This is a genomic window from Kosmotoga sp. (assembly GCF_982836095.1).
Map to the genome: position 1 here is coordinate 4,628 of NZ_CEYIHJ010000004.1, position 26,551 is coordinate 31,178.

The 26,551-nt window shown below is 40.3% G+C and carries 28 protein-coding genes and 1 tRNA gene; 4 read left to right on the top strand and 25 right to left on the bottom strand.

Annotated features, from left to right (window positions below; all coding sequences use genetic code 11):
* From AC3LHT_RS00595 to acpP, 4 genes are all read right to left on the bottom strand, one after another.
* Positions 1 to 1,317 (bottom strand): DUF5693 family protein (locus tag AC3LHT_RS00595; protein WP_488661670.1); only part of this gene is annotated, 1,317 nt, incomplete at its 3' end.
* Entirely contained in the window at positions 1,314 to 2,072 is a 759-nt protein-coding gene (locus AC3LHT_RS00600) for a hypothetical protein (protein ID WP_488661671.1), read from the bottom strand. The genes AC3LHT_RS00595 and AC3LHT_RS00600, both read right to left, overlap by 4 nt.
* Entirely contained in the window at positions 2,069 to 2,971 is a 903-nt protein-coding gene (locus AC3LHT_RS00605; protein WP_290665847.1) for an RluA family pseudouridine synthase, read from the bottom strand. The genes AC3LHT_RS00600 and AC3LHT_RS00605 overlap by 4 nt, the downstream gene beginning before the upstream one ends.
* Positions 2,972 to 3,016: 45 nt before the next feature.
* Complete coding sequence (gene acpP, locus AC3LHT_RS00610) at positions 3,017 to 3,274, bottom strand: acyl carrier protein (protein ID WP_290645029.1); 258 nt, start codon at positions 3,272 to 3,274, stop codon at positions 3,017 to 3,019.
* A gap of 152 nt (positions 3,275 to 3,426) precedes the next feature.
* Between acpP and AC3LHT_RS00615 the strand changes: the two genes are divergently transcribed.
* Genes AC3LHT_RS00615 through AC3LHT_RS00625 form a run of 3 tightly spaced genes read left to right on the top strand, consistent with a single transcriptional unit; the run spans position 3,427 to position 7,654 of the window.
* Positions 3,427 to 4,248: a purine-nucleoside phosphorylase gene (locus tag AC3LHT_RS00615; protein WP_488661672.1), complete on the top strand. Its 822-nt coding sequence runs from the start codon at positions 3,427 to 3,429 to the stop codon at positions 4,246 to 4,248.
* Entirely contained in the window at positions 4,245 to 5,219 is a 975-nt protein-coding gene (locus AC3LHT_RS00620) for a DHH family phosphoesterase (RefSeq protein WP_488661673.1), read from the top strand. The genes AC3LHT_RS00615 and AC3LHT_RS00620 overlap by 4 nt, the downstream gene beginning before the upstream one ends.
* Positions 5,216 to 7,654: a hypothetical protein gene (locus AC3LHT_RS00625; RefSeq protein WP_488661674.1), complete on the top strand. Its 2,439-nt coding sequence runs from the start codon at positions 5,216 to 5,218 to the stop codon at positions 7,652 to 7,654. The genes AC3LHT_RS00620 and AC3LHT_RS00625 overlap by 4 nt, the downstream gene beginning before the upstream one ends.
* On the opposite strand, the gene AC3LHT_RS00630 is transcribed toward AC3LHT_RS00625, so the two are convergent.
* From AC3LHT_RS00630 to folE2, 5 genes are read right to left on the bottom strand one after another with little or no spacing between them, the layout of a single operon-like run.
* Entirely contained in the window at positions 7,644 to 8,276 is a 633-nt protein-coding gene (locus tag AC3LHT_RS00630; RefSeq protein WP_290645021.1) for a site-2 protease family protein, read from the bottom strand. The genes AC3LHT_RS00625 and AC3LHT_RS00630 overlap by 11 nt on opposite strands.
* Before the next feature lie 55 nt (positions 8,277 to 8,331).
* The gene (gene rsmI, locus AC3LHT_RS00635) at positions 8,332 to 9,045 is read right to left on the bottom strand and encodes a 16S rRNA (cytidine(1402)-2'-O)-methyltransferase (RefSeq protein ID WP_290645019.1); all 714 of its coding nucleotides are present in this window, start codon (positions 9,043 to 9,045) and stop codon (positions 8,332 to 8,334) included.
* Positions 8,987 to 9,820: a lipoate--protein ligase family protein gene (locus tag AC3LHT_RS00640; protein ID WP_290645018.1), complete on the bottom strand. Its 834-nt coding sequence runs from the start codon at positions 9,818 to 9,820 to the stop codon at positions 8,987 to 8,989. The genes rsmI and AC3LHT_RS00640 overlap by 59 nt, the downstream gene beginning before the upstream one ends.
* Positions 9,821 to 10,486 carry a 16S rRNA (guanine(527)-N(7))-methyltransferase RsmG gene (gene rsmG / locus AC3LHT_RS00645; RefSeq protein WP_488661675.1) on the bottom strand — a complete coding sequence of 222 codons (666 nt, stop codon included), beginning with the start codon at positions 10,484 to 10,486 and terminating at the stop codon, positions 9,821 to 9,823.
* Positions 10,483 to 11,274, bottom strand: coding sequence for a GTP cyclohydrolase FolE2 (gene folE2 / locus AC3LHT_RS00650; protein ID WP_488661676.1), 792 nt, complete (start codon positions 11,272 to 11,274; stop codon positions 10,483 to 10,485). The genes rsmG and folE2 overlap by 4 nt, the downstream gene beginning before the upstream one ends.
* Before the next feature lie 43 nt (positions 11,275 to 11,317).
* On the opposite strand from folE2, the gene AC3LHT_RS00655 reads away from it, so the two are divergent.
* Positions 11,318 to 11,406 (top strand) — tRNA-Ser (locus tag AC3LHT_RS00655).
* A 22-nt stretch (positions 11,407 to 11,428) separates the two neighbouring features.
* Here the strand turns inward: AC3LHT_RS00655 and lepB are convergent.
* From lepB to AC3LHT_RS00735, 16 genes are all read right to left on the bottom strand, one after another.
* Positions 11,429 to 12,283, bottom strand: a complete 855-nt coding sequence (gene lepB, locus AC3LHT_RS00660) for a signal peptidase I (RefSeq protein ID WP_290645013.1) — start codon at positions 12,281 to 12,283, stop codon at positions 11,429 to 11,431.
* 6 nt (positions 12,284 to 12,289) lie between these two features.
* Complete coding sequence (rplS, locus tag AC3LHT_RS00665; protein WP_290645011.1) at positions 12,290 to 12,637, bottom strand: 50S ribosomal protein L19; 348 nt, start codon at positions 12,635 to 12,637, stop codon at positions 12,290 to 12,292.
* A gap of 16 nt (positions 12,638 to 12,653) precedes the next feature.
* A complete protein-coding gene (locus AC3LHT_RS00670) occupies positions 12,654 to 13,220 on the bottom strand; it encodes an RNA methyltransferase (RefSeq protein WP_290645009.1) in 567 nt (188 codons plus the stop codon).
* The gene (gene trmD, locus AC3LHT_RS00675) at positions 13,210 to 13,953 is read right to left on the bottom strand and encodes a tRNA (guanosine(37)-N1)-methyltransferase TrmD (RefSeq protein WP_488661677.1); all 744 of its coding nucleotides are present in this window, start codon (positions 13,951 to 13,953) and stop codon (positions 13,210 to 13,212) included. Before trmD ends, AC3LHT_RS00670 begins: the two co-directional genes overlap by 11 nt.
* A gap of 5 nt (positions 13,954 to 13,958) precedes the next feature.
* On the bottom strand, positions 13,959 to 14,516 hold the full coding sequence (rimM, locus tag AC3LHT_RS00680) for a ribosome maturation factor RimM (RefSeq protein WP_488661678.1): 558 nt from the start codon (positions 14,514 to 14,516) through the stop codon (positions 13,959 to 13,961).
* Positions 14,513 to 14,746, bottom strand: coding sequence for a KH domain-containing protein (locus AC3LHT_RS00685; protein WP_290645005.1), 234 nt, complete (start codon positions 14,744 to 14,746; stop codon positions 14,513 to 14,515). Before AC3LHT_RS00685 ends, rimM begins: the two co-directional genes overlap by 4 nt.
* Positions 14,743 to 15,036 (bottom strand): 30S ribosomal protein S16, encoded by a 294-nt coding sequence (gene rpsP / locus AC3LHT_RS00690; protein WP_290645003.1) that lies wholly within the window; start codon positions 15,034 to 15,036, stop codon positions 14,743 to 14,745. The genes AC3LHT_RS00685 and rpsP overlap by 4 nt, the downstream gene beginning before the upstream one ends.
* A gap of 30 nt (positions 15,037 to 15,066) precedes the next feature.
* Positions 15,067 to 16,386: a signal recognition particle protein gene (ffh, locus tag AC3LHT_RS00695; RefSeq protein ID WP_488661679.1), complete on the bottom strand. Its 1,320-nt coding sequence runs from the start codon at positions 16,384 to 16,386 to the stop codon at positions 15,067 to 15,069.
* A 170-nt stretch (positions 16,387 to 16,556) separates the two neighbouring features.
* Positions 16,557 to 17,132, bottom strand: a complete 576-nt coding sequence (locus tag AC3LHT_RS00700) for a thymidine kinase (RefSeq protein WP_290665875.1) — start codon at positions 17,130 to 17,132, stop codon at positions 16,557 to 16,559.
* Positions 17,133 to 17,195: 63 nt separating this feature from the next.
* Positions 17,196 to 18,614, bottom strand: a complete 1,419-nt coding sequence (locus tag AC3LHT_RS00705) for a glucodextranase DOMON-like domain-containing protein (RefSeq protein WP_488661680.1) — start codon at positions 18,612 to 18,614, stop codon at positions 17,196 to 17,198.
* 144 nt (positions 18,615 to 18,758) lie between these two features.
* Complete coding sequence (locus tag AC3LHT_RS00710; protein ID WP_488661681.1) at positions 18,759 to 20,969, bottom strand: hypothetical protein; 2,211 nt, start codon at positions 20,967 to 20,969, stop codon at positions 18,759 to 18,761.
* 193 nt (positions 20,970 to 21,162) lie between these two features.
* Entirely contained in the window at positions 21,163 to 21,789 is a 627-nt protein-coding gene (gene upp / locus AC3LHT_RS00715) for a uracil phosphoribosyltransferase (RefSeq protein WP_290644996.1), read from the bottom strand.
* 4 nt (positions 21,790 to 21,793) lie between these two features.
* The gene (glyA, locus tag AC3LHT_RS00720; RefSeq protein ID WP_488661682.1) at positions 21,794 to 23,074 is read right to left on the bottom strand and encodes a serine hydroxymethyltransferase; all 1,281 of its coding nucleotides are present in this window, start codon (positions 23,072 to 23,074) and stop codon (positions 21,794 to 21,796) included.
* 1 nt (position 23,075) lies between these two features.
* Positions 23,076 to 25,166 (bottom strand): type I pullulanase, encoded by a 2,091-nt coding sequence (gene pulA, locus AC3LHT_RS00725; protein WP_488661683.1) that lies wholly within the window; start codon positions 25,164 to 25,166, stop codon positions 23,076 to 23,078.
* 36 nt (positions 25,167 to 25,202) lie between these two features.
* Positions 25,203 to 26,228 (bottom strand): S-methyl-5-thioribose-1-phosphate isomerase, encoded by a 1,026-nt coding sequence (gene mtnA / locus AC3LHT_RS00730; protein WP_488661685.1) that lies wholly within the window; start codon positions 26,226 to 26,228, stop codon positions 25,203 to 25,205.
* 20 nt (positions 26,229 to 26,248) lie between these two features.
* Positions 26,249 to 26,551, bottom strand: a 303-nt coding sequence (locus AC3LHT_RS00735; protein ID WP_488661684.1) for a P-loop NTPase, incomplete at its 5' end; no start/stop codon positions are given.

Sequence of the window (26,551 nt, forward strand, 5' to 3'; positions counted from 1 at the left end):
AGTGGCATGGCAAAAAGTATTCACCACTGAGACAACGGGAATACTGCCAACAGAAGCAACAATAGCCCTTGAGAGACCATTCTTGGTGTAAATGCCATAAATACTTAGTATCAAAAAAGGATAACCAATTATCTCTTTAAAACGCGGTCTTACAATTAAAAGATTATCAAGAAAATCTCTAAATCGCCTTTCAATATCAAGCACAAGGGAGTAGTTGCCGCTTCTCAAGAGATAATAAATTCCCCCAAGGATAAAAAGAATTAGTAATACATAATCACCTAATGCAAGTTTTTTTATGGGCCTTCTTAGTATTTCCAGCACAAAAACAAGTGCCGGGAGAACAAGTAACGAGAATTTGACACCTCGAAAGAGAAGTATACCATTCTGATATGCTGGTGACACCATCTGCGCGTTTATTGCCATACCAAGGCCTAAAGAAGAAACAAAAATAAGGATATAACCCAACCAAGGTTTAAATAGTTGTCTTTTTGTGATTTTCATGACCAAGAAATAAAGGGAAATGGAGCCAAAAATTGCTAAATAAGTCAAAGACAGGGTGTGGGAAAAAATTATTGTGATTATGTAGCCGATTGCCAACACTAGATTCCAACTTAAAAGGGCGATCAAACCGGTTAAAAAACCAAGTGTTGATGAGTTTGTCAGAGGAAAGCGTGAGGGATTAACTACGTTACTCAACAACTTTTCCTCTTTTAAACGAGAATAAGTTTCCTTGACAAGTTCTGTGTAACTCAGGGTTTCAGAACTGCCTTTCATAAATAGCAGAACGTCCACACTTCGTTCGCGAACAGCCCTTATATACCTCAATACAGCAGATTCAAGATCGTAATTTGGATATTCCTTTGGCTTGATTTGATGTACTCTGAACACCAGTTCCGGATATTTCCGGGCCTTGATTACTTCCTTTACATACATTCCCCTCTCGTCAAATTCCATAAATCCTGTTATCACTCTATAGCGATCGAGTATCTCTGCAAGTTCCTCAGGTTTAAAATATGAAGCTCCTGTTAGAATAATCGTTTTGTGTTTTTCGAAAATATTTTTCAGATGTTCTGGCTCTCTGTATTTACTGAGGTCTAAGAGGATGATTTTTGAAGTTGAAGGTGAACTTCCTGGGGTATCTAACAAGAACCCCTGAACGCCATCAACAGGCTCCTCAACCAATATCGCTGCATTGGATATCGCCCGTTCCGCATTTGAGCGATCAGGGAAATAATACAGAAGTAGAAGAATTGATAAAAGTAGAAAAAGAACAAAAACCGGAGGGATGCTTCCTTTTTTGATAGTCGTTTTTTTCATTCCTCGTTTTTTGGGATTTTTGGATCGAATTCTAACTCCCGCCAATGCTTATCTCCCCTTCCCAAAGCTAAATAGATAAAAAGAACCACTACAGCTGCAAACGAAAAGTAAGGTATGAGTTTTCTAATTCTCCAGCCAATTATAACCCTGTCGAGCTCAGTGCCCAGAACCGTGTTAATGGCAGTAGTAAAATCCTTCAATTCCGCATATTTCTCAACAGTTTCAACGATAAAATCTCGAAATTCATATCTCTTGGATAAGTACCCCGCAAAACTATCTATGGATCCATAAAATGGTTCAAGTTTATTGGAGCGTGGATAATTACTTCGATATTGAAAAAAAGGGAAAAAAATGGTTTTAAAATCCAAAATCCGATAATTTTCAGTATTTTGAAACTGCGCTTGAAACCAGAGAGCCATCAATTCATGATACCATAATGGAATTTCCTCAGGTTCTATATTGTTCCTCTTCAATAGCTCAAAAAAGAAAATGTGTGCCATTTCATGAGCGAGAATGGAGAGCTCAAGCTCATCTTTTCTAATTACTATTTTATAATAACCCGTGTCGTTATCCACAGAATGCGAATGTTCCGTTTTTTCGTCCACTACTAATGAATAGGAAGGACTCAGCCGAAAAAGATTTTGGAGTTTCTCATAAACAGCGGATATTTCTTCCGAAGTGAAGCCTTCTTTAGCACCAAAACAGTAAAGAAAGAACAGAAAAAAAACAGTTACGAGAATGAATACTTTTTTCATGAGCTTCTCAGGGACTTAAGAACCCTCTTTAAATCCTCAGGCAACTCTGAAGTGATTTGAAAAAGCTTTCCAGAAGTTGGATGTTTAAAGGACATTTTATGGCAATGCAAGAAATATCTTCTGAGGCCATGTTCCTTTTTGAATTTTCGGTTGAAATCTCTATCACCATACACATCATCACCCACAACCGGATGTCCTATGGATGCGCATTGTCTCCTTATTTGATGTTTTTTGCCGGTTAGTAATCTAACCGTCAAAAGCGAACTGTTATCAAAAAGCTCTTTAACATTGTAGGAGAGTTCTTCGGTAAAACCATTGACTTCCTGCTTCAGATATCCCTTTTCTTCAAAAGGATGTCCCTTTACCAGAGTCAGGTAGTACTTATCGATTTCATGATTTCTGAAGAGCGCTGTCAACTTTCGTGCATTGTCAAGTTTTTTTGCCACCAAAAGTACTCCTGAAGTGTGTTTGTCGAGGCGATGAACAAGAAAAGGTTTAAACCCTTTCCGATTGCCATATCCCATCAAACCCTCTATCAGTGTAATGACCTGTACTCCTTTGCCTGGATGCATGGAAATACCTGGTGGTTTATCGATTATCAGAAGCTCTTTATCTTCGTAAAGAATACTAAATGGGATTTCGTGTGGAACTGGTTCCCTGGATTCCCGAAGTCGTTTTAGATGTTCAATTTTCCCGCTATACTCGACACTAACACTGTCTCCAATTTCAATCCTATAAGCGGGGTCTTTGATTTTCTTATTGTTAACACGGATACAGCCAGTTCGAAGAAGTTTATATATAGATGATAGCTTGAAGTCTTTCAGTTTATGCCTGAGAAACTTGTCAAGGCGGTTGTAATTGCAATCTTCGTTAACAACATATGAAATCTTTTGAGGCAAAACTATACCTCCAAAAAATGGGGGGCTCGCCCCCCATGTTTTCATTTATTCCTCATCGTCAGCGCCGAGGACTTTTGCTACATAACTAACAACATTTTCCACCGTTTTAATATTTTCTACTTGCTCATCTTCTACTTTTATGCCGAACTCATCTTCAAAAGCCATTACTAAATCAACAAGGTCTAGAGAATCGGCACCGAGATCTTCAGTAAGATCCGATGAAAGTTCGATATCATCGGTTTCAATTCCAAGTTTTTCAGCTATTATTTCTCTTACCTTTTCAAAAATTTCTTCGGGACTCATGCAGATCTCCTCCTTCCATTCATTCCTTTTCAGTCTCACATATTATATTGTCGCCTAAGCTCAAAGTCAATGGACTTTGAGTATTGTACCATATATTGTTATATAATCAATTAGTGAAAAAATCTTTTAAACATGCAGGAGGAGATGAATCAATGGATTTTGGAAAAATTGCCGAGAAAATTCTTGCAAAATCCACGGTAAAGCCAAATATAGCGTTGATTTTGGGATCCGGCCTTGGATATCTGACAGAGCAATTTGAGGATGCTGTTTCTGTGAATTATAGAGAGATCAATGCCTTTCCTCAAAGTACCGTTGAAGGCCATAAGGGAAGGTTCGTTATTGGAAGGTTAAATGGAAGAGACGTTATTGCAATGGATGGGAGATTCCATTATTACGAGGGACATAGTCTGCAAGATGTTGTAAAACCCATATATATTTTTAAGGAAATGGGAGTAGAACACCTTATTGTAACAAATGCCGCAGGTGGTATTAACCGGAGTTTTGTTCCTGGGGATATTGTTGCTATAACAGACGTGATCAATCTTGGTTTTAGCAATCCTCTTGTTGGACCTAATAGAAAAGAGTATGGGGTCCGTTTTCCTGATATGTCCTCTGTTATAAATAAGAGATGGTTAGAACTGGTTATCAACAATTCTAAAAGAGTTAATATTGATTTGAAGCAGGGCACTTATATATTTGTAACAGGTCCTTCTTACGAGACCCCGGCGGAAATAAAGGCCTATGAAAATTTCGGGGCTGATATGGTCGGTATGTCAACCGTGCCGGAACTGATAGCTGCTTCACATTGCAAACTGAATATACTGGCTTTTTCCTGTATCACAAACATGGCTTCGGGAATTTTAGAGAAAAAACTGGACCATCAAGAAGTAGTCGCAACAGCGCAGAAAGTAAGATCTAAGTTCAGCAAGGTGGTCACGATTGCTCTAAATGCGTTAAAGGAGGAGAAGCTGTGAGAAATGTCAGCGCAATTATTTCAGAAATCGAGCAAGCAGAAAAAATGCTTGTATGTGGCCATATTATGCCTGACGGAGATTGTATTTCTTCAGTTCTTTCGCTTTATCGAGGCCTTACATGGCTGGGTAAAAAAGTTACCCCTGCAGTTGATTGGAATATACCGTCTATATATTTGAATTTTCCGCATACTGAGAAACTGGTCCACTACTCAGTTGATATGGAATTGCCAGATTTAATGATTGTAGTTGATTCGTCATCGCCGGATAGAATTGGCAGATTTCAGGAATTTTTGAAAGCTGGAGTACGAACCATTTTAATAGACCATCACAAGACAAATACTGATTTTGGTAATATCAATTGGGTTTCACCAGTTTATTCCAGCACGGCACAAATGGTTTTCAGACTGTTGCAGATAATGGATGTTAATTATGATAGGGAACTCGCACTGTTGAATTATATTGGCATTGCCACTGATACTGGATTTTTCAGGTATTCTAATGTGGATTCTTCGGTTTTTGAAGATGTAGCCTGCTTGGTCAAGTATGGAGCAGATCCGGGATATGTAGCCCGGGTGATACTGGAAAACAAAAAGCTGGAAGAGTTTTATTTGGAAAGAGATGCTCTGGATAACTTGAAGGTTCGTTGCTCTGGCAAATTTGCTTATTCCTTTCTGGAAAAATGGAATTTTGATAAATATGGGTTGAGTGAAGATGAGTTTTCTGGTTTTGTTTCTCAGCTTCGCTCAATATCAACTGTTGAAGTCGCCCTCTTTGCTTCTGAGAGTTCCAGAGGTGAAGCCCATATTAGCCTTCGCTCTAAGAGTTATTTCGATGTAAGTGAAATCGCCAAAACATTTGGTGGTGGTGGTCATGAGCGTGCGGCTGGTTTTACGCTAACATATGAAAAAGGATTGCAAGAAGCCCTTGAAGAGGTGATAGAATACATTTCTGAGAGATTGGAGGAAAAATGAGAAAGCTCATTTTGGCTTTCTTTCTAATTCTAACGATTCTTAGTTTTGCAGATGAAATGAATACTCTGGGTTTTGACACTTCTGATTACCCTACTATAAAGGCCCTGGTGCGACAGAATGCAAAGGGTGTATCGTCGCTTGAAATAAATGGCCTTATGAGAAATTTTGAATCCCATTCTCTGAATGTTAACTCGAAAGTTGTGATCGCTTTTCTTGTACAGGAAGGTGTTGACGTTTCAAAGATCCTTTCAATTGATATGCTGGAAGCGTTCAATGATAGCTTCTCCATAAGACCCTTGTTCAGTCTTTGGACTTTTGGAAACGAGATCGCTTTGAAAGTTCCGGAATGCGATCTGGATTTTTTTAAAAAAAACCTTTCACCGGAAGCTCAGCGTGGCATATCGGAGGTGCAACGTCTAACGGACGGAGTCGGCTTTGTTGGGACAAGTATGAAGGAAAAAGGCGATGTGAGGTTTCTAATAGTTCTCAGTGATGGAAAAGATAACGGCAGCAAACTGTCATATCAAGAAGCGGCTGGGCTTCTAATTGAAAGCGGTGTTATTCCTTTATTTTTGGGAAATTGGGAAGATAATAGTGCGCCAATAAAAATTTTGCAGAGCATCAGGTTTGGAGGATTCTACACGGTTCAAAAGCAAATTCTACCAGAAATGCTGCAGGAATTATTGACGGAAATTTCTAATGCCACGCTCATGAAATTTCAGGGGCTTGGTAAGTTTAAAGAGAGTGAAATAACCATAGGTTTTAGCAATGGCGAAAAGGAAGCCTTTCAAATTTTAGTTCCACCATGGAATGTAAGATGGTTCCTCAGTAGAAACCCCGTGGTGGATGGTGGAGTGGAGATTTCTTTTGATATTGCAGGTGAATTGGTCACAGATCAGATAGCGCTTAATTTCAAAAAAATAGGTTCGGGAAAGGAACAAGCCTTTTCAGAGAGCGTAGAATACTCACCGGGAAAAGTTTTTTTTGATTCCGACCGCCTTGATAGTGGGAGTTGGTTGTATGTTGTCTCTTCTCATAATGACCACAATTTGGTTTCTGGAATAACTGTATTTTCAAAACCACCTGCACCAAAATTGTCCATGAACATTCCGCCTCTCACCAACGAGAAGAACTACAATCTCGAGTTCGAATATCAGGGTGGCATACTTCTTGATTCCATAAGTGTTGGGAACAGGACTGTAAAGATGAGTTCTCCACATCTATCAATACCTATTACACTCAAAGAAGGGTATAACAAAATCAACATAAGCTATAAAGATGTATTTGGAAGGATTTTCCAGCCGACACCATATTCTATTTATCTTGATGATTCCCCTCCACTGCTATCCATATCCAATGCACCCAAATACACATCTTCCGAAATGATTACGCTATCGGGTAAGGTTTCAGACAATGTCGGCATGCAAAGCATTAAACTTGGAGATAAAGTTTTATTTTTAGATGGAAAAGAAGAATATGAATTCGACTTTCCAGTCTCTATCAGCAGTGGAAGTAATACTATCAGGTTAAAAGTTGAAGACCTGGCTGGAAATGTTACGATAAACGAATTGGTAGTTATAGGAGATTTTACTCCTCCTGAAATCCTACAGATACAATACCCTCAAATAACGCGTAATGATGAGGTGTTGCTTCATATAGGCGCAAAAGATAACACAGAGGTGGCAGGGTTGAGAATAAATGGCAAAGAATATTTACCTTCAACAAATGTCTTCCCTGTTATCCTCCTGAATGAAAGGGAAAATGAGATAGAAATAGAAATTGAAGATGTAGCAGGGAACGTTGCCATGAAATCTATTGATATCGTTCGGGACATAATTCCTCCGAAGATAATCTTGCCGGATAAATTTGTCACCAAAGAGAAAAATGTTAACTTCAACTTTGAAGTACATGATGACTATGGGTTGTCAAGGGTTAACGTGAATGGAAAAATCGCCACGGAGACAGAGGGCAAATACAACTATTCCGTTACTCTCGAACCAGGTGCAACAAAACTAATAAAGATTGAAGCCATTGATAAAGCAGGCAACAGCGCTGAAAAAGAGGTGACTGTTATTTATGATGTTAAACCAGCAGAAGTACAAACAAAGGCCGGACTTTTTATAACGCGAAAGGTACTTTTCAAGGACGATTTTGGGCTCAAAAGGTTGTACATTAATGATCAAGAACTTGAGCTATCTGGCGAAAAAGAAGCGTTAATCGATATACCTTTCTCTATTACACGGAGAAAAGTCATGGTTAAAGTTGAAGATATAGGTGGAAATATCCGTGAAAAAGCCATTTATGCTTACCCGTGGTACCTTTCACCGGTGATACTCCTTTTACTTTTTGCTACGGCTTTTTTCTGGTTTGGAGTACGTGTAGGTGTTCATTACATGCAGGCAAAACATCAAAAACAGCATAAAGTCAAATTATGAGACCGGTTATGAACTCAACCAGCCTACTTACAGGCCACATTATTAATTGGATTATACCCAAAATCGAAAGAACAACAAGTGAAAGCAACCCGTAAACTTCGAACTTTGCCAGCCAGTCCACTTGATTGTCTGGAGCAGTTATTTCTATAAGCCTTGCCCCATCTAAAGGCGGAAAAGGCAATAAATTGAAAAGAGAAGTCTTTAAATTTACCACCATGATCCAATACAACACATCGGAAAAATATGAAAGCAGGTAATTTTGCCCATAAGATTCCCTGGCAAGGAGAGTAGAGTATCTAAATAATCCCGTGTATTTGAAAAATAACGCCGCAGTTACTCCAATAATCAGGTTCATTGCAGGTCCGCTAAATATTGTGAGAATTGTTACGGGCAGTCCGTTTTTCTTGAGTTTCCAGTAATTGATCGGGAAAGGTCTTGACCAGCCAAATTGAAACATGTAGTACATTAAGAGCCCCAGAGGATCCACACAGCCTACAAAGGAAAAGTTTCTCCTTGTTTTTGTTGTTTTCTTAAACAAGCTGGCATGTGCCATTTCGTGAAAATATATGGCCACAATTATCGCTGGAGTCAATGCCAGGAAATTTCTAAAAACCTGGACCATATTCTTCCTCCTTTAGGCATCTTTTCCTGGAAAAAACGTAAATTGTAAGCATTCTCTATCGTATCTCCGCACTTTTTGAAGCATTCCCCGAAACCACCACGGTTATTTCACCCTTCAATTGTTCCGGAAAACTTTCCAGAATCTCGCTTATGTAACCGCGGATCAATTCTTGATGTAGTTTTGTCAATTCGCGAGCAATGAAGCACTCCCTATCTTCGACGATTTCTAACCATTCTCTCAGCGATTCCTTTAGACGCAGTGCAGATTCGAAAAAAACTATAAGCGCTTCACCATAAAGGCCTTTTGAGATTTTTCTGAAAAGTCTCCTTCTGTTTTTCCCTCTTGGCAAGAAGCCAAGAAAAACGAAATGTGTACCCGGAAAACCACTAAGGGCAACCGCCGAAGTTACAGCGCTGGGCCCCGGGGCTATATCGATATCGATTTTTAACTTCTGGCATTCTAAAATCAATTTGTTTCCGGGGTCTGAAATAACAGGAGTCCCGGCATCACTTACCAACGCCATATCGTTTCCAGTGTTTAGAAGTGATAAAACCTGATGTAAACGGCGATTTTGATTTTGAACATTGAAAGAAATTAGCTTTTTGTTTTCTATTCCAAGTTTTTTCAGAAGGTTTGAAGTCCTTCTGGTATCTTCTGCAAGAATAAATGGGACCTCCTTCAATATCCTGAGTGCTCGTACGGTTATGTCTTCAAGATTTCCTATTGGTGTTGAAACTATCCAGAGCTTCCCTTTTGTAGTTCCATTCATAAGAGTTAAACATCCTTTCGTATCTGTTGAGCATTTCATGGAATTCAGAACCAAGTTTGCTATATTGCGTGTTCTCAAGCGCTTCTTCAAAAACCTCGGAAAAAGCAATCGCCAAATTTTCAGCGAGCTTTTGAACATCTACACTTTTCTTTGAATAATCCTCTAAACCTATCATACTATTTTTGATGCTTTCGAGTTGCCTTGTGTCTTTTGATAGATTGCGAAAGCAAGAAAGATATTCTTGTGACATGGCTTTTATAAGAATAGAGCCATGTTGTAATATCACACCTTTTTTTCGCGTCTGGGCACTTCCAACAAGCTTTTTTCCTGAAATAACCAACTCATTAACCGAAGGAACCTGAAAACAAACGTCGGAAATTTTGGTCGCCTTTTTTTCATTTATTTCCACGGGATATCCCATATTGGTGAGTCCTCTTTTCAAAGCTGTGGATATTTTCATATAAGAGGCAACGACATTTCTTGGAAGGCGCTTATCGCTGCTTTTTGCAATGAAACTATAAGTCAGCTCTTTCCAGTGGAGAACTGCCATCCCGCCTGTTGGTCTTCTAACAAGATCAAATCTCATCTTATTCAGGTAATCAGTATTTACTGCTCTAACATCCTGATTTCTTCCAAGTGAGAGGCAAGGTGGGTTCCAGCGGTAAAATCGCAAAACAAGGGTTTCCTTTTCACAGGTGGCAACCCAGTCGCTAAGAGCCATATCGATAGCCATATTTGTTACTCCCTTGAAAGAAGCATCAAAAAAAACCTTCATCTACTTCCCCCCAAGTGGCTTTTTTGTGGCGCTACCAGTTTTTCTTGGGTATTTTAAAGATGTAGCAATGAGCTTTTTGTAAATAACAAGGTTTCTTTTTATATTTTCTGTGATTTGGTATTCTATTACTCTATCTATACGAAGACCAAGGAGGGAGGCAGCTCTTTCCGCAAAATCTTTTTCTTTTTTCCAGTTAGGTCCTCTGTATAGATATATTTTTCCGCCTGTTTTAATCAGGGGAGTGGCGTATTCGAGACAAACATCGGGCCGGGCTACGGCTCTCATAAAAGCACCGCAGTACTTTTCTCTGTCCAGCTTTGCGTATTCTTCGGCTCTTTGGCAAATTACCCGAACGTTTTTTAGGCCCAATTCATAGATGAAGTTATCAATTTCTTGTACCTTCTTTCTGATGGAATCAAGCAATGTCCATTTACTTTCAGGAAAAAGAATTGCGCAAATTATACCAGGTACCCCACCGCCTGTACCGATATCTATGAAATTCCCTTTTAAACTGAATTCCTTAAGGGGAAGAAAAACATCAAGAAAGTGCTTTTGGTAAGCCTCATCCAGGTTTTTGATGGCAGTGAGGTTGTGTTTTGAAGAAACGAGAAGCCTTAAATAACTTTCGATTTTTTCGCGTTTCTCCTCAGTAAAAAATGCGCTCATAATTCCCTCTTCTCAATACAAGCATAGGCCTCGTGGTTGTGAATTGATTCCTGGCTTGCTACTTCAACCCTGTACCAGGTTATTCTCCGATCTTTTTCAAGATGCAGCACAATTTCACGCGATAGATCTTCGACAAACCGGGGATTATCGTATGAGAGTTCAGTGATATACTTTTCATCTTCTCTTTTAAGTAGGCTGAAGATGGGAGCACTAGCAGAGGTTTCTGCCACTTCTATAATCTCCTCAATCCAAACAAGTGATTTCATTCTTATTCTAACCTTCGCATTTGCCCTCTGATTATGAGCGCCCCTTTCGCTTATTTCTTTAGAACAAGGGCATACAGTCATAACAGGGACATTAACTTCGAGTATGAAATCAAAACCAGAATTCAGACGGGCTATGAAACCACATTCAAAAGAGCTATAACTGGAGATGCCGCTCACAGGGGCATTTTTCCTCAAGAAGTATGGGAAGAAAACATTTATATGAGCAACATCAGCTTTTAAGAAAGCTCGCATATCGCTCAAAATGCTTTCCATGTTTCGGGGGGTTATACGGTTATTGTGTCTGTCTAGTACTTCCACAAAGCGGGACATGTGAGTACCCCTGAAATCACGCGGTAAATCCACAAAGAGATCAAAAGTGCCAACAGTATTTTGTCTGCCCTTTGCTCTATCGAGAACCACAATGGGATATTTCAACCCTCTTATACCAACCATATCAATCGGGACATTTCTTTCGTCTTTTTCATTCTGAACATCTCTTAAAAAAGCTTTTCTCTTTTCCATAACCTCTTGAAACCCTCCATTGTTCGGGTTATAATTGATTTGTGGAGGCGTATCCTAATTGGCTAAGGAGCCGGTCTTGAAAACCGGTGGGGTGAAGGCCCCGTGTGGGTTCGAGTCCCACCGCCTCCGCCAAAAAACCGGGGTATTACCCCGGTTATTCTTTTCCTTTTAATGGCCCAAATCTTGATAACTCCCAAATTCTGAGCATTGGTTCTCCAACTATGTTTTTCCGTGGAACGAATCCGAAAAACCTGCTGTCAAAGCTATTTCCGGTGTTATCACCCATAAAGAAATAAAATCCTTCAGGAATAGTGATTTTTATGGTTTTTGTACTTGGATCCTGCCAGATGTATTTTCTCAGCTCAAGAGGGGCGAGAACACTATCGTAATAGCTAGCATAATCCAAATAGCGCTGATAATATCTGAAGAATTCGTTGTAGATAGAATAAACTTCATCAGGATGTGCCAAACCAAGGTAAAAATCCTTATCTGCAAATATGGCTTCTCGGGAATATCTTCTGTCCGCTAATTCCGGAAGAAGCTCACCGTTTACATAGAGCTGGTAATGAGGCTGATCATCATGAGGCATGGAAAGAATTTCATCCTCGATGTTTTTAAATTCAGGAGCTACTCTTAACTCTATTGTATCACCCGGCTTTCCCACGAGCCTTTTGACGTATTTCACATGGCCCTTAAAGATTCTGGGTGAAAACAAATCCATGAATTTGTCGAAAGGGCCTAACATTTCTAATGCCGATTTGTCTACAAAGGGGGCCCAAAACACGACTATGTCTCCATAATCAGGCTCTTTGAACTGATAGGTTACCTTTTCAACAAAAAGACGGTCCCCCGGATCGATGGTTGGTACCATCGATTCCGTGGGAACCATCATGGTTTCAAACATAAAGAGCCTTATTATTGTTCCAAAGATGAGAGCATAAACAAGGGCCTTCCCCCACTCTTTTAGTTCATGGACAACCCTGGATTCTTTTTTGGAGGCCCTGGCCATTAAGCCTCAGTCCCTTCTTTGCTTTATTCTGATCTTTCCTCGGATGTCTCTGATATAGTAAAGCTTTGCTCTTCTTACTTTACCTTTTCTCAAGACGGTGATTTTTTCAACTGCTGGACTGGCAAAGGGAAAGATCCTTTCAACACCGATACCTGCTGCCCCTACTCTTCTAACGGTAAAGGTTTTATTGACTCCACCGCCTCTGATTTTAATAACTACACCTTCAAAAGCCTGTGTCCTTTCCTTATTCCCTTCTCTAACTTTGACGTAGACCCTGATGGTGTCACCCGGTCTTATTTCTGGAAGATCTTTTTTTACAAATTCACTTTCAATCGCCCTGATGTACTGATCCATCTCAATCCCTCCTAACTTATATATCTTCTCCTATGATTCTGTCCAGTGTTATAGCCACCGCGGCTCTCACCGAAAGGTGGTTGAAACTTGCCCTTCCTCTTATTGGCTCAAGAACGTAATCACAAAGTACAAGTACTTCCTTTGGGAGACCCCAGCTTGTCCCGAAAAGTATCAGATGTGGTTTGTCAGATTCTTTAATGATCTTTGACATCCCAGAGTAGGAAATTCGATCAGGTCCATTTTTAGCAGAGGTATAAATGAGGTTTGGAGTCTTTCCTTCCACATCTTCAATTTCTTCTATAACATTTTCAATGTACATAGCCGTTTTTACAACGGTAAGAGCCTCACTTCTACTGGGATTATACTCTTTACCAAAATCCTTTAGCCAATATTCAAGAACGTTGCCAACGATTTCCCTTTGCGCGGGAAGATTGGAAACCACATAGTATCCCTTTATATTATAGGTTCTACAAGTCCTGGCAATATCGTGTACATCTAGATTAGTTACGGCGCTGGATACAATTTTCCCGTCACGACCAAGAACAGGGTAGTGAATTAGCGCAACGTATATATTACTCAACATTGTCTATCAACTCCCTAAAAAGCTGAAGAAGGGCTTTTTTGTCCATTTTGTCAAGTTCGTGCTTTAAAAACAAGTCAGGTCTTCGCAACAACGTTCTTTTTAAGCTTTCCATTCGGCGAAATAACTCTATTTCTTCATGGTTCCCGTTTAATAAAACATCGGGAACTTTCATGCCCTTTATTTCCCTGGGCCTTGTGTAGTGGGGATAATCCAAAAGACCGTTAAAAAAGGAGTCTTTTTCAACGGATTCCATATCGCCAATGACTCCCGGAACAAATCTGAGAATGCTCTCTATCATAACCATAGAGGGCAGTTCCCCTCCGCTTAAAACGAAATCACCTATGGAAAGTTCTTCGTCTACTATATTCATTACCCTTTCATCTATTCCCTCATATCGACCACAGAGAAAGAGAATAGACTTCTTCTTTGAAAGTTCCAAAGCCTTTTCATTATTGAAAAGTTTCCCTTGAGGAGAAGTCATTATCACATGAGGTTTTCCTTCGTTTTCAATTATTTCCTCATAGGCTTTCAAAAAAGGCTCGACTTTCATTACCAGACCGCTACCACCGCCATAAGGGTAGTCATCAGTAGTGTGATGCCTGTCGGACGTAAAATCCCTCAGGTTGATAGATTTAAAATCGATGACCCTTTCTTTTATGGCTCTGGAAATAACTCCATATTGAGTTAAAACTGAGAACATTTCCGGGAATATCGTTAATACCTTTATTCTCATTGTAATCACTCGTTCTCTTTCTCAAAATCGGGGATTTTTGCAACAACGCGCTTATTATCAAGGTCAAGTTCCAGTATATAATCCTTAATTACAGGTATGAGAATTTCTCGGACTGACAGATTTTCAAGTTGGTGCTTGACGACAAAAACGTCATTTGCTCCCGTTTCGATGATATCTTCAACTTTTCCAAGATATTCGCCTTCAGGCGAAAAAACCTGCGCTTCTAAAACTTGATAAAAGTAAAATTCGCCTTTCTCAAGAGGTGGGAGCTTGCTCTTAGCGATGTAGAGGTGGTATCCTCTTATGCGCTCAGCCAATCCAACATTATCAAAGCCTTCAAAGGAAAGTATATAACCTGAACCGGCTTTTCGAAAATCAGTGATTCTTGTGACTACATACCTTTTGCTTTTCTCATCAAAGAGAAGGGCGTTTTCACCCACCTCTAAAATATCTTCGAGGTTTGTAGTCAACTTGAATTTCACTTCTCCTCGTAACCCATGAGGCTTAACCACATAGCCAACGGGAATCATGGAAGAGAGCAACTCCTTGATATCCGTGATCATCTAATCACCTTTAATGTAAAACTTGACCTATCGGGACCCGCAATAGCGTTCAACAGCACGTTGATGGATTTGATGGTCCTTCCATCCTTTCCAATAATTTGACCAATATCCTCTTCCGAAGCTCTGATTTCAAAGACCTTATTGCCATTTTCATCGACATTTTCTGTTACTAAAAGCGAATCAGGATCCTTCACGATCCCTTTGAGAATGTGCTCGAGAAGCTCTTTCATTCTTCGTTCGCTTCTCCTTTTTCTTTATTGGTCTTGATTTCATGGACCTTTTTCATTACACCAAATTTTGAGAGAATCGATCTCGCAGTATCTGTTGGCTGAGCACCTTTGAGTATCCATTCCACAGCTCTTTCAACGTTTACATTCATAACAGCTGGGTCTTTAAGCGGATCGTAAAAGCCAAGGGAATCGATATAAGTTCCATCTCTTCTTTTTCTGGAATCTACAACAACGATTCTGTAAAACGGTCTGTTTCTCCTTCCCATCCTTGTCAAACGTATCTTGACCATGTTCAAAAACACCTCCTGAAATCTATTGAATTAAAATGGTAAGCCCTTGAATAATTTGGAGAATTTTGATTTTTTTGAGTTCAGCGCTTTCATCATGGATTTCATCTGATCATAGGACTTTAATACCCTATTCACTTCTGTAAGATTTGTTCCGCTACCTTTTGCTATACGAAGTTTTCTGCTGTAATTTATCATCTTTGGATTCTTTCGTTCTTCCTTAGTCATTGAGCTTATTATCGCTTCTGTACGCTTGAGATTTTTTTCGCCTGAGGAAAGATCGACTTCCTTGGGTGCACCAGGAATCATCTCCATCAAATCACCGATAGATCCCATTTTCTTTATTTGACGTAACTGTTCAAGAAAATCTTCTAAGTCGAATTTATTTTTGGCAAATTTCTCTTCCAGCATTTTTGCCTTTTCCATATCGATGTTTTGCTGTATTTTATCAATGAGGCTCAGCACATCACCCATTCCAAGTATTCTTCCAACAACACGGTCAGGATAAAAAGGTTCCAGGCCGTCGATTTTTTCGGAGATACCTATGAATTTCACTGGTTTTCCTGTTACATGTCTAATTGAAAGTATGACACCTCCACGTGCATCTCCATCGAGTTTTGTAACAACAAAACCCGTCAATTCAAGTGCTTCATTGAAAGATTTGGCAGAATTGACAGCATCCTGACCCGTCATAGCATCAACTACCATGAGAATCTCATCAGGGTCCAGTTGCCCAGCGATCTTTTTCAACTCGTGCATCATCTTCTCATCGATATGAAGTCGTCCAGCAGTATCGAAAATTACCACATCGACAATATTTTTTATTGCTTCTTCCATAGCCTTAGTAACAATTTTTAGAGGATGTTGCCTGTCTCCTACAAATACCGGGACATCAATTTGTTTGCCAAGCTGGATCAACTGGTCAATTGCGGCGGGGCGATATACATCGGCAGCAACGAGAAGAACCTTCTTTCCTTCTTTCTTGAATCTGGCAGCCAATTTAGCTGATGTAGTAGTTTTTCCACTTCCCTGAAGCCCTACCATCATGATTTTAGCTGGCTTTGAAGATAAAGATAGGGGCACGCTTTTTTCACCAAGAACTCTGATGAGTTCATCTCTGACAATTTTTATAAATTGTTGGTCTGGAGTAAAACTGCTCAGAACATCTTCGCCTAAAGCTTTTTCCTGAACGTCTTTTATAAATTCCTTTACGACCTTGAAATTTACATCTGCTTCGAGCAGTGAAAGCTTAACTTGTCTAACTGCGTCTTTTATGTTTTTTTCGGATATTCTTCCTTTGCCACTTATAGACTTAAAAGCCCTCGTTAACTTCTCCTGAAGATTTTCAAACACAAAAACACCTCCGGTCTATCCCATATGGATATCCCTGCTCACTTATATATACATCTCAGCAATTATCACCTATATTCGTTAACATATGATTGCTATTTATGTGTTGATATACTTAATTAATTACCAATTCAGTATGAAGATTTAAAGTATATGTATATAAACTATAACATTCAATCCTCTTTGAATCTTCCCGTCAGTTTGTTATAGCAATCACGGCATACAGCGATGTACTTTTCCATACCACCAACGTCTATCTCGCTTTCGGTTTCTTCGACCTTTCTATAAGAAACTACAGCTTTGTATTCACCGCATATGTGACATACTGCTTTCTTTTTTATTACTTCGTCTGCTATTCCCATTATTTGAGCAGTTGTGTTAAAAGGACGGTGCTTATAGCTCATATCAAGTCCTACACAGAATACATTGACACCGGAGTAAATGATTTTCTCAATAACCTTGATTATGTTTTCATCGAAAAAATGAATCTCGTCGATGAAAATAGCATCAAGTGGTTCTCCGTGTTTTTTGAAGATTTTATGGAGTTCATCAGAACCTTTAACATTTGTAGCAGGAGCTTTTAGGCCCGTATGACTAACGATATGTTCTTCTGAGTATCTTACATCTATTGCCGGTTTAAAAACAAGGTAATTCTTTTTTCCCAAGGCATAGATCTCAATTAATGATAAGAGTTCGGTGGTTTTGCCAGAATACATTGGTCCCACAATTACAGTGAGCTTTCCAGACATATGGCACCTCCACATCACATATTAAAGCGGGGCACGGGCCCCGCCATGATAAGGGCTTGCCCCTCAAAAATCAATGATAACAGGAACCAAAGTTGCGAACTTTTCAGAGTTTTTATCGTAAGATGAAAGTACTTCTTCCTGAGTAACTCCCTCCGGAACTATTATATCGAGAACAAAAGGAGCAAAGTCTCCGGCGTCAAGAGGATAACCGCCAAGCGTCCATTCCGTTGGTTCCGGAGTAACAGCCCTGAAATTATCGGGACCATAACCATCTTGACTTCCAGATAACACGTATAGAGCCATTTGGTTGAAACTCCCCAAAGCCGTTTTGCTGACGATTACGTTAATAATTTTTTCGCCAGGGTCCGCTTCCACTTGAAGTACATCCGGGATTTCCTCACCATCTGCTGTTGCGAAAAGCTGACCATAAGAAGGCCAACCGGCTATTTTGATGAAATAATCCCACGGATATTCACTGGAAAAACTCACGCGTGCACCTTCAGCATATGTATCGGTTCTACCACCATCCTTGACATCGATATAAAGGTTTATTAGCTGATGCGAAAAGCCTTTTGGTGCATTCCAGGGATTTGTCATTTCTCCGAATTTCAGCTGGAAAATTACCGCCTGTTCATTCTCGAGAATTTTCAGCCATTCGATGTCCCATAGTCCTTTGTACGGTTCGAAAGCTGTGTTTAAAGGATATTTATAAGAACCGAACCCGTAATCATCACCCTTGGGATCCTGAAAAGTTGCCACAACCTTTCCAGTAACAGCTTGGGGGATTTGAACATGAACAGGACCGCTCTTAGGAGCATAGTCTAAAAGAACCTTTTCTTTTGAATTGCTTATGGAAACGGCAAGATTAAATTCTTGCCCGGTTTTCACACCCAGGGCATCAAGAGGAATTTTGATTTCGACCACTTCCTCAATAGCAGCACTATTTTCGATGGATGAAAATTCAGGATCAACAGACCATTTGCCATCGCCTAAGGCGTTGTAGTTGGATAACCTTCCTGGTCTTATTTTCCATGATTTGAAGCTCACCAAAAACCTCTTGGCCAAAACAAAGCCAAATGAATCTTTTTCATCTTTAAAAGGATATCGCGGGGTGGTGTTTATTTTCTCAGCACCGGGTAGATCTGTATATACTTCCAGATACAACGGTTCTCCAATCAGTGCTCTGGGATCGCGTTTGAGTTCAACGGCGAGGTAAATATTCGCGGCATCTCTCCCAATGTGGAATCCTGCTATAAGATCGTCTTCTGCAGCCATTGAGGAAATTTCTGTGTCCTTATAGTAAGCAGCCTTATCCCATTCATTTTCTTCTATAATGCCGTCGATTTTAGGTTTGATAACTCCAATGGCACCGCTGGTGGATATCGCAGGCTTCTTGTTAACCACAAAGAGATAGGAGGGGATATCTTCTTCTGGAGTCCCAATGGCACGATAAAGCTGTATTAGGGCTTTCTTAAAAGCCATATCAAAGAGGACTTCGTTGTTTCCAGCATCTTGATCTAATCCATACCACCAGAACCAGTCTGAACCTTCGGCGGTATATAAAGCATCAAGGGCTAATTTTACTTGATCAGGTAGAAGAGAATCTTTTACTTTTAAGAAAGCTTCTCAAGCTGCTGCTACCCTATTCCATGCCTCGTTCTCTTCTTTTTCGCCTATCCATGTATCGAGACTACCTCCGACCCATGAGCCAGTTGGAAGATAATTCAATGTATCTTCCACCCCATATTTGCTTATGTACTGGCTGGGTGTGAGCAATTCCAGATTTACATCATTTGACAGGGTCATGTACAGCAACTTTCTAAAGTCGTTACCATTGTTAGGATAATGCTCCCAAGCGTTTTCACCGTCGAGAGCAATTGTTATAACAGCTTTTCCTGAATCGTTCAAATGCTGAAGCTCATGAAGCCTTGATATGAAATCTTCAACCGCACTTTCCGCACTCATTGTAGAATATTTGAAGCCTATTCTATCAGATAGGTCGGTATCTCTGAAGAATACAATCAAATCGCTGTTTCCATTTGTAACTCTGTACGGCTTCATGATGTTCTTGTAGTTCCCCGTGTCAACTCCAGCCATTTGTAATATAGACTTGTCTGTAACTATCCAGTTTATGCCAGAATCCTTCAGCATTGGGACTAGTTCATTATCCACCGCTTGTTCTGAAGGCCATAGGCCTTGTGGTTTCCTGCCAAAAAGCTGCTGGAAATATTCCAATCCACGTTGAATTTGACCAAGCGCATCATCTTTCCAACCTTTTTCAATGAGGATCGGAAGAATGGGATGATAAAAGGGGGAAGTTATCAGTTCAACTTTTCCAGATTCCCACAATTTCTTGTGCTTTTCAATCACCGTTCCCATTATCTCAAGTTGTTTGTTGATAACATACAGCAAATCATCAAAACTGTATCCTCTATCTTTGTTAAGAAGTGCTGTCAGCTCTTCATCCGCTTTTATGTATTCGATGTTGATCCAGTAAAGATTCCACAGCACTTTAAGATCTAAAATATCCTGTTCGGTGAAATCTTCACCACGATTTTTCTTTTTCATCAATTCAGAATAGCGCTCACTTTTCGAAACGAATCTTGGATTTATATCGAAAAAATGGTCGATGATGAATTGCTTATCTTTCGGTGAAAGTTCAGTTTCGAAAGAAAGTCTTAGATATTTGTCCATAGCTCCTTTGTCCAAATAGTCATTTAACTGAAGCAATAAGCTTGGAACAAGGTTTACAGTCACACTGCCTCGGGTTAGATATTTATCTATCAAATCCGCCATATATGGATAGTCATTAATTGCGTGTGCTCTCACCCATGGCATTTCATAATCAATTGTGCCGGGAATTTTGTATAAAGGTTGATGTTGATGCCATACAAGAACAACTTTTAAAGGTTGTTTTGAAGGATCAGCAGGGAAGGCTTTTTCAAGGACATTTTTAGGATTAAGTGCTTTCTCTTTTTGTGTGGGTTCTTTAGCTTCGGATTCTGGAAGCTCCTCATAGGGAACATCAACCCATGATTCGATAGTATCCTCGCGAAGAATTGTCTTAGCGTCAACTACAAGTACTCTGTTGGGAATTTCATTCCCTTCTTTATCTTTTTCAACGGTGTCCCAGCTACCACGGTTGTATTTGTATTCGATTCTATCACCAACCTTTGCTGCCATAGTAATGGTAGCAAGGTCGCCGTGCCTTTCGAGGATGGTTTTGGTATCTCCAGTAGTCCAGTCATTGAATGTTCCCGTTATGTAAATATCATCATTTGCCGGGGTATTCCATGGGAGATGCACTGTGAAAGATACTTCAGCAGGTGTTCCATTGGGAACTTCGGTTTTTATTTCAGGTGCAACATCAGCCCATGAAGCTACGACATCTTCAACTACAAGAGATTCTTGTTTTACTTCAACTTTTCTATTGCTAATCTCTTCACCAGTTTCTCCCTTTTCTACCTTTCCCCAGTCACCGCGGGTGTATTTGTATTCAACAGTGCTATCTGCGGGTAGGTTTAAGGTGATCACGGCCGTATTATCCGATCGTACCATCTTATATTCGGGAGCACCAGGAATCCATTCATTGAAGCTACCAACGATATACACGGGCCCTTCAGGAGTATTTGATGGGAGGGTGACTCTAAAGGTAATTGAAACAACGCCTTTTGCAGCTTCGGCTGTTGATGTTCCCGCAGCGTTTATTTCTGCTGTTGAACTTGCGGCGGGCGAATTCGTTTCCGGTGAAGCTATCGGCGAAGTCTTTTCTGCTGAACAGCCTGCAAATAAGGTTAATAAAATGATGGTGATAGCGATGAATACAAATCGTTTCATAAACGCGCTAGCACGCTTTATAAGCAGTGATAAGCGGCCAACTCCCTCCTTTCTCAATATGGAAAGTTAATTTGAAGCACAAATAAAAAACATTTCCAACAAATTCGGAAACTTCCATTACAATTTTATCATTTCGGTTGAAGAAAAGTATAACAGCGGAATTCCGGGTTTCCGCTGTTATCAAAGTCAGTTTTTATTTAGTTCTGTAGAGTCTATCACCTGCGTCGCCAAGCCCTGGAACGATATAGGCATGGTCATTGAGGTGATCATCAAGTGAAGCTGTGAATATCTTTACATCTGGATATTTGGAAGAAATCAAAGAAATACCCTCGGGAGAGGATATCAAGCACATAAGGGTTATATGTTTTCCACCAGCCTTTTTTACATATTCGATAGCTGCTGCAGAGGAAACACCGGTTGCAAGCATAGGGTCAAGCACAAGTATCTCGTTATCATCAATTTTGGGGAGTTTTGCATAATATTCGACGGGCTGTATTGTCTCCGGATCTCTGTAAATGCCAATAAAGCCAACCGAAGCGTTTGGCATTAAGGATAGAACACCTTCCATCATTCCAAGGCCCGCTCTTAAGATTGGGACAACGGTAACCTTCTTATCTTCTATCATTTTTCCTTCTGTTTTGCAAATCGGAGTGTCTATTTCTACACTGTGTGTTTTTATATGGCGAGTTGCCTCATAAGTCAACAACAATGTAATCTCTCTTGTTAATTCCCTGAATTCCTTTGGACCTGTTCTAATATCCCTTAAAATAGTGAGTTTGTGCTGTATGAGAGGATGGTCAACGACCACAAGGTTATCCACTTTATTAAACCTCCCTCCGGTAAAGATCTTTGTAAAGCGGGAAGCGAGAAGTAAGCTCATGAACCTTTCCAGATACTTCATCGATTATATTTTGAGGGAGATTGCCCTTCTCGTCCTCGATATTCTCTATTACTTTGATTATGAGTTCCGCGATTTCGGCCATTTCTGGTTCCCCCATTCCTCTAGTAGTTACAGCTGGGGTTCCAATACGTATGCCACTGGTTACAAATGGCGAACGAGTTTCCTTTGGAATGGTATTCTTATTTACAGTTATATCAGCTCTTTCAAGAGCTTTTTCAGCCGCTTTCCCGGTCACGCCTTTTGGGTTCAGATCTACAAGGAAAAGGTGAGTATCTGTACCGCCAGAGACGATTCTCAATCCTCTCTCCTCCAATTCCCGGGCAAGAGCCTTTGCATTGGATAGGATATTTTGCTGGTATTCTTTGAAATTGTCTTTTAGGGCTTCGCCAAAAGCCACCGCTTTTGCGAGTATGATATGCATCAGTGGTCCCCCCTGAGTACCAGGAAAAACGCTTTTATCAATGGCTTTAGCGATCTCTTCGTCGTTTGTCAAGATCAATCCACCTCTTGGCCCTCTAAGGGTCTTATGAGTTGTCGAAGTTACAATATGAGCGAAATCAACCGGATTTGGATAAAGGCCCGCAGCCACAAGACCGGCAAAATGAGCCATATCTACCACTAAATAAGCCCCTACTTTATCCGCAATTTCTCTGAACTTCTTGAAATCTATTATTCGAGAATATGCACTTCCCCCGGCAATGATTATTTTGGGTCTGTTCTCAAGGGCGAGTTTTTCAACGATATTGTAATCAATGATTTCTGTTACAGGGTCAACCCCATATGAGATAACCTTGAATAGCTTCCCTGAGAAATTCACCGGGGAACCGTGAGTGAGATGACCACCATGGCTCAAGGACATTCCCATAATCGTATCGCCTGGTTTTGCAACGGCCAAGTAGGCAGCCATATTTGCCTGTGAGCCAGAATGTGGTTGAACATTTGCATATTTTGCATCATAGAGTTCTTTCACCCGTTCTCGAGCAAGCTCTTCTGCAAGATCCACGTATTTACAACCACCGTAGTATCTCTTTTTCGGGTAACCTTCAGCGTATTTGTTTGTTAAAACGCTACCCATGGCTTCCATGACAGCTGAGGAAACAAAATTTTCAGATGCGATGAGTTCTATGCCTTCTTCCTGCCTTCTCAGCTCTTTGTTGAGAATGTCAAAAGCCTCAGGATCGCTTTTCATGAGTTTTTCCCACATTTCATTTCCCTCCTGTTCGCTTCACTGCGATAGTAGATGAAATTGGCTCTACTGGAATAGTTCTGGAAATTGTGGTAATTCCATCCAAATTGATTTTACAATCCATAGCCACAACCTTCCAAGAGGCTCTGGAGTCAAAGAGCACTTTCTGACTTTCTTTTGTCGCATTGTGCGCTACGAAGATTTCTTTTTCTCCATCATTCAACATGAACACAATAAGACCTGGTAAATCAATCGGTAGGAATTTGAGCTTTTCTTTTATTTCTTTACTGCTTTTGAGCCTGAACAGTTTTTCAGTTTTGCGAAGCATGATCAAGCCCCTGATGTAATTGTAAAAGTCCGCATAGATATGCTTTTGATTGTAATTTAGTTCGTTGATAAGCGTTCCAGAATTATAGCTATTTTCTTCCATTAATTTGGTACGTAGCATCTCTGAGCCTGCATGTAAAAATGGAATACCCTGAGAAGTAAAAATGATGGAAATAGCCAAAGCCGCCATTCTAACCCTGCTTTCAAATTTTTCTTCAGGGCAGCATTTGTGAATTTTGTCTATCAAAGTAAGGTTATCATGAGCTGAAACATAATTGACTATTTCAAAAGGTTCTGATGTAAAACCTGAAAGCGATTTTGAATATGCTATCTCTGCAACAATGCCTTTCATTACTTCTTGCGTTTTACTGAACTCCCCGGATACAAATCCTTTGCTTTCATCATCTGTAAAACCTTTCAAAGCATCTCTCAGGTTGTCATTGAAAACTGCTATGTTGGTACCTTTTTGCTCACCTTTAGAAAAGGGTATGTCTTTCATAGTTGATTGTGATGCAGCCCAGGGTTCACCATAGAGTAAAATGTCTTTTTTGAGTTTTTTCAATTCACGTTCGATGAATGACATGGTTTCTTTTCCCAATAATGCCATCAGATCAAATCTGAATCCGTCTATATGGTAGTTTTGAATCCAATGTTTTAGGGCACTGATAACGTATTGTCTAACCATCGGTCTTTCTGTGGCCAGTTCGTTGCCACATCCGGAACCATTTGAGAAATCCCCGCTGGGTGTTAGACGATAGTAATAATAAGGAACGAGTTTCTGAAAAGGGGTATCGCTGTTGTATGTGTGATTGAAAACAACATCAAGAACCACTCCTAACTTCTTTTGATGCAATCTTTGTACAAGCTTCCTGAACTCAAGCACCCTGGTTTTAGGATCGCGTGGATTAGTGGTATAAGAACCCTCAGGAACAAAGAATAAAGAGGGATCATATCCCCAGTTATACTGGGTTGGATCTTCTTCGTCAATACTATCAAAGTCGTGGACTGGCAGTAAATGTACATGTGTAACTCCGAGTTCTGTGAGATGGTTAAGGCAAGTCTCGATTTTTAAAGGCGGGTTATAACGTTGCTCGTAGAAAGCACCATATTTCCCGTAAAATCGCGATCCGGCTGTCCAGGAGCTTGAGAAATCCTTTACATGGACTTCATATAAAATGGCATCAACCGGGTTACGAAGGGCTGGGCCTTTATCCTTGTCCCAGCCTTGAGGTTTAACATTTTCAAGATCGTATATGTATGAATATTTACCGTTTACCGTTGTGAAAGGTGCATAAGGATCCGCAGAATAAAGTGTTTCGCCATATCTTTCTATTCTAAATCTATAAGCGTATCCTGTTAGATTTTCTTTCACGCTGGCCACTCTAAGTCCACTAGGCTGTGGAAATGTGGTAAGACTATAAAGAGGGTGTTCCAAATCGTCCAGAGAAAATACTTCAACGAAAATTTCACCGGGACCAGGCGCCCATACTCTGAATCTTGTTTCGGATTCGTTCACCTTATAACCAAGGTCTTTATGATAAACAAAGTCTTTTTCTTCAAGTATTCCCACAGGATAAGCAAAGACTCTTTTGGAATTTTCCAATATGATCTCTATACTGTTAAAAGGATCGAGTCTGGGTCTGCTTAATTGAAGTTTTATATTACCCTCCTGCCGCATGATTCTAAAAGGAACATCAGCACCATTGACCAAAAGTTTCCGAGGTGTTGCTTTTGAATATAGCAATAACGTGTCAGAGCTTTCTATGGTCGCGAACTCTTTCATAATTCACCTCATTACAAAAATGACTGACCCTGTGGGTCAGTCAAATAATTTTCTTAGTGTCATATTATAAGGTGGTCTGACAACACCTTTTTCTGTTATAATGCCTGTAATCAAATTCCATGGAGTAACATCAAAAGCGGGATTATAGCATTTCACATTATTCGGAGCCACCTGGACTTCCTGAACATGAGTTATTTCCTTATGATCTCTCTCTTCGATGGGAATTTCTTTTCCCGTCGGAGTAAATAGGTCAATTGTGGACAATGGGGCCGCCACATAAAATGGTATACCATGTCGTTGGGCCAAAACCGCCACGGAGTATGTACCTATCTTGTTTGCAACGTCTCCATTAGCGGCTATTCTATCTGCTCCAACCACAACGGCATCTATCTTCCCTTGACTCATCACCCAACCTGCCATGTTGTCCGAAATTAGTGTTACATCAACTCCATCTTTCATGAGCTCCCAGGCAGTTAGCCTGGCACCCTGCAAGTATGGTCTGGTTTCATCGGCGTATACCGAAATTTTCTTTCCCATCTCAATAGCGGCCCTTATTACTCCAAGTGCCGTTCCATAGTCAACAGTGGCAAGTGCTCCGGCGTTGCAATGGGTCAAAACAGTATCGCCATCTCTGAGAAGCTCAGCCCCGTATTTGCCAATGGCTTTGTTTACTTCAATGTCCTCGTAAGCGATAGTCAGAGCTTCCCTTTCAAGAATATCAAGAATATTTCCGGATGATATATATCCCAGGAAAGTTTTATGCATCCTTTCAAGGGCCCAGAAAAGGTTTACCGCTGTTGGCCTGCTGGAAGCAAGTTTTTCTTTGACGCTTTTCATATGAGCAATACCTTTTTCGCTATTGAAATCTCCATGAAATTCCATTGCACCTAAAACATAGCCAAAAGCTGCGCTGGCACCGATAGCAGGAGCACCTCTCACGATCATGTCTTTAATAGCAATATAGGTTTCCGTGTGATTTACGCATTCAACATAAACTTCTTCCAGAGGTAATTTCCTCTGGTCAATAAAAATGACAGAGTTACCTGTCCATTCAAGGGTCATGGTTTTGAGCTTTGGCAAAACTATCCCTCCAGCAAGTTGAGAATATTTTTAACAAGCTCTCTATACGCTGTTTCTAATTCGGTATTTCTCATGTGTGTTATTACGGTTTTCCCGTTATCAGCGTTTGAAACTACCTGTGGGTCGAAGGGAAGTTTTCCCAACAATGGGATAGAGAAGTCTGCTGCAAGCCTTTCTCCCGCACCTTCACCGAACAGTTTTATTTTCTCTCCACATTTGGGGCATTTGAGATATGACATGTTCTCAACAACACCTAAGGTTTTTTTGTTGAGTGATTTGGCAAAACTAAGTGCTCTTTTCACATC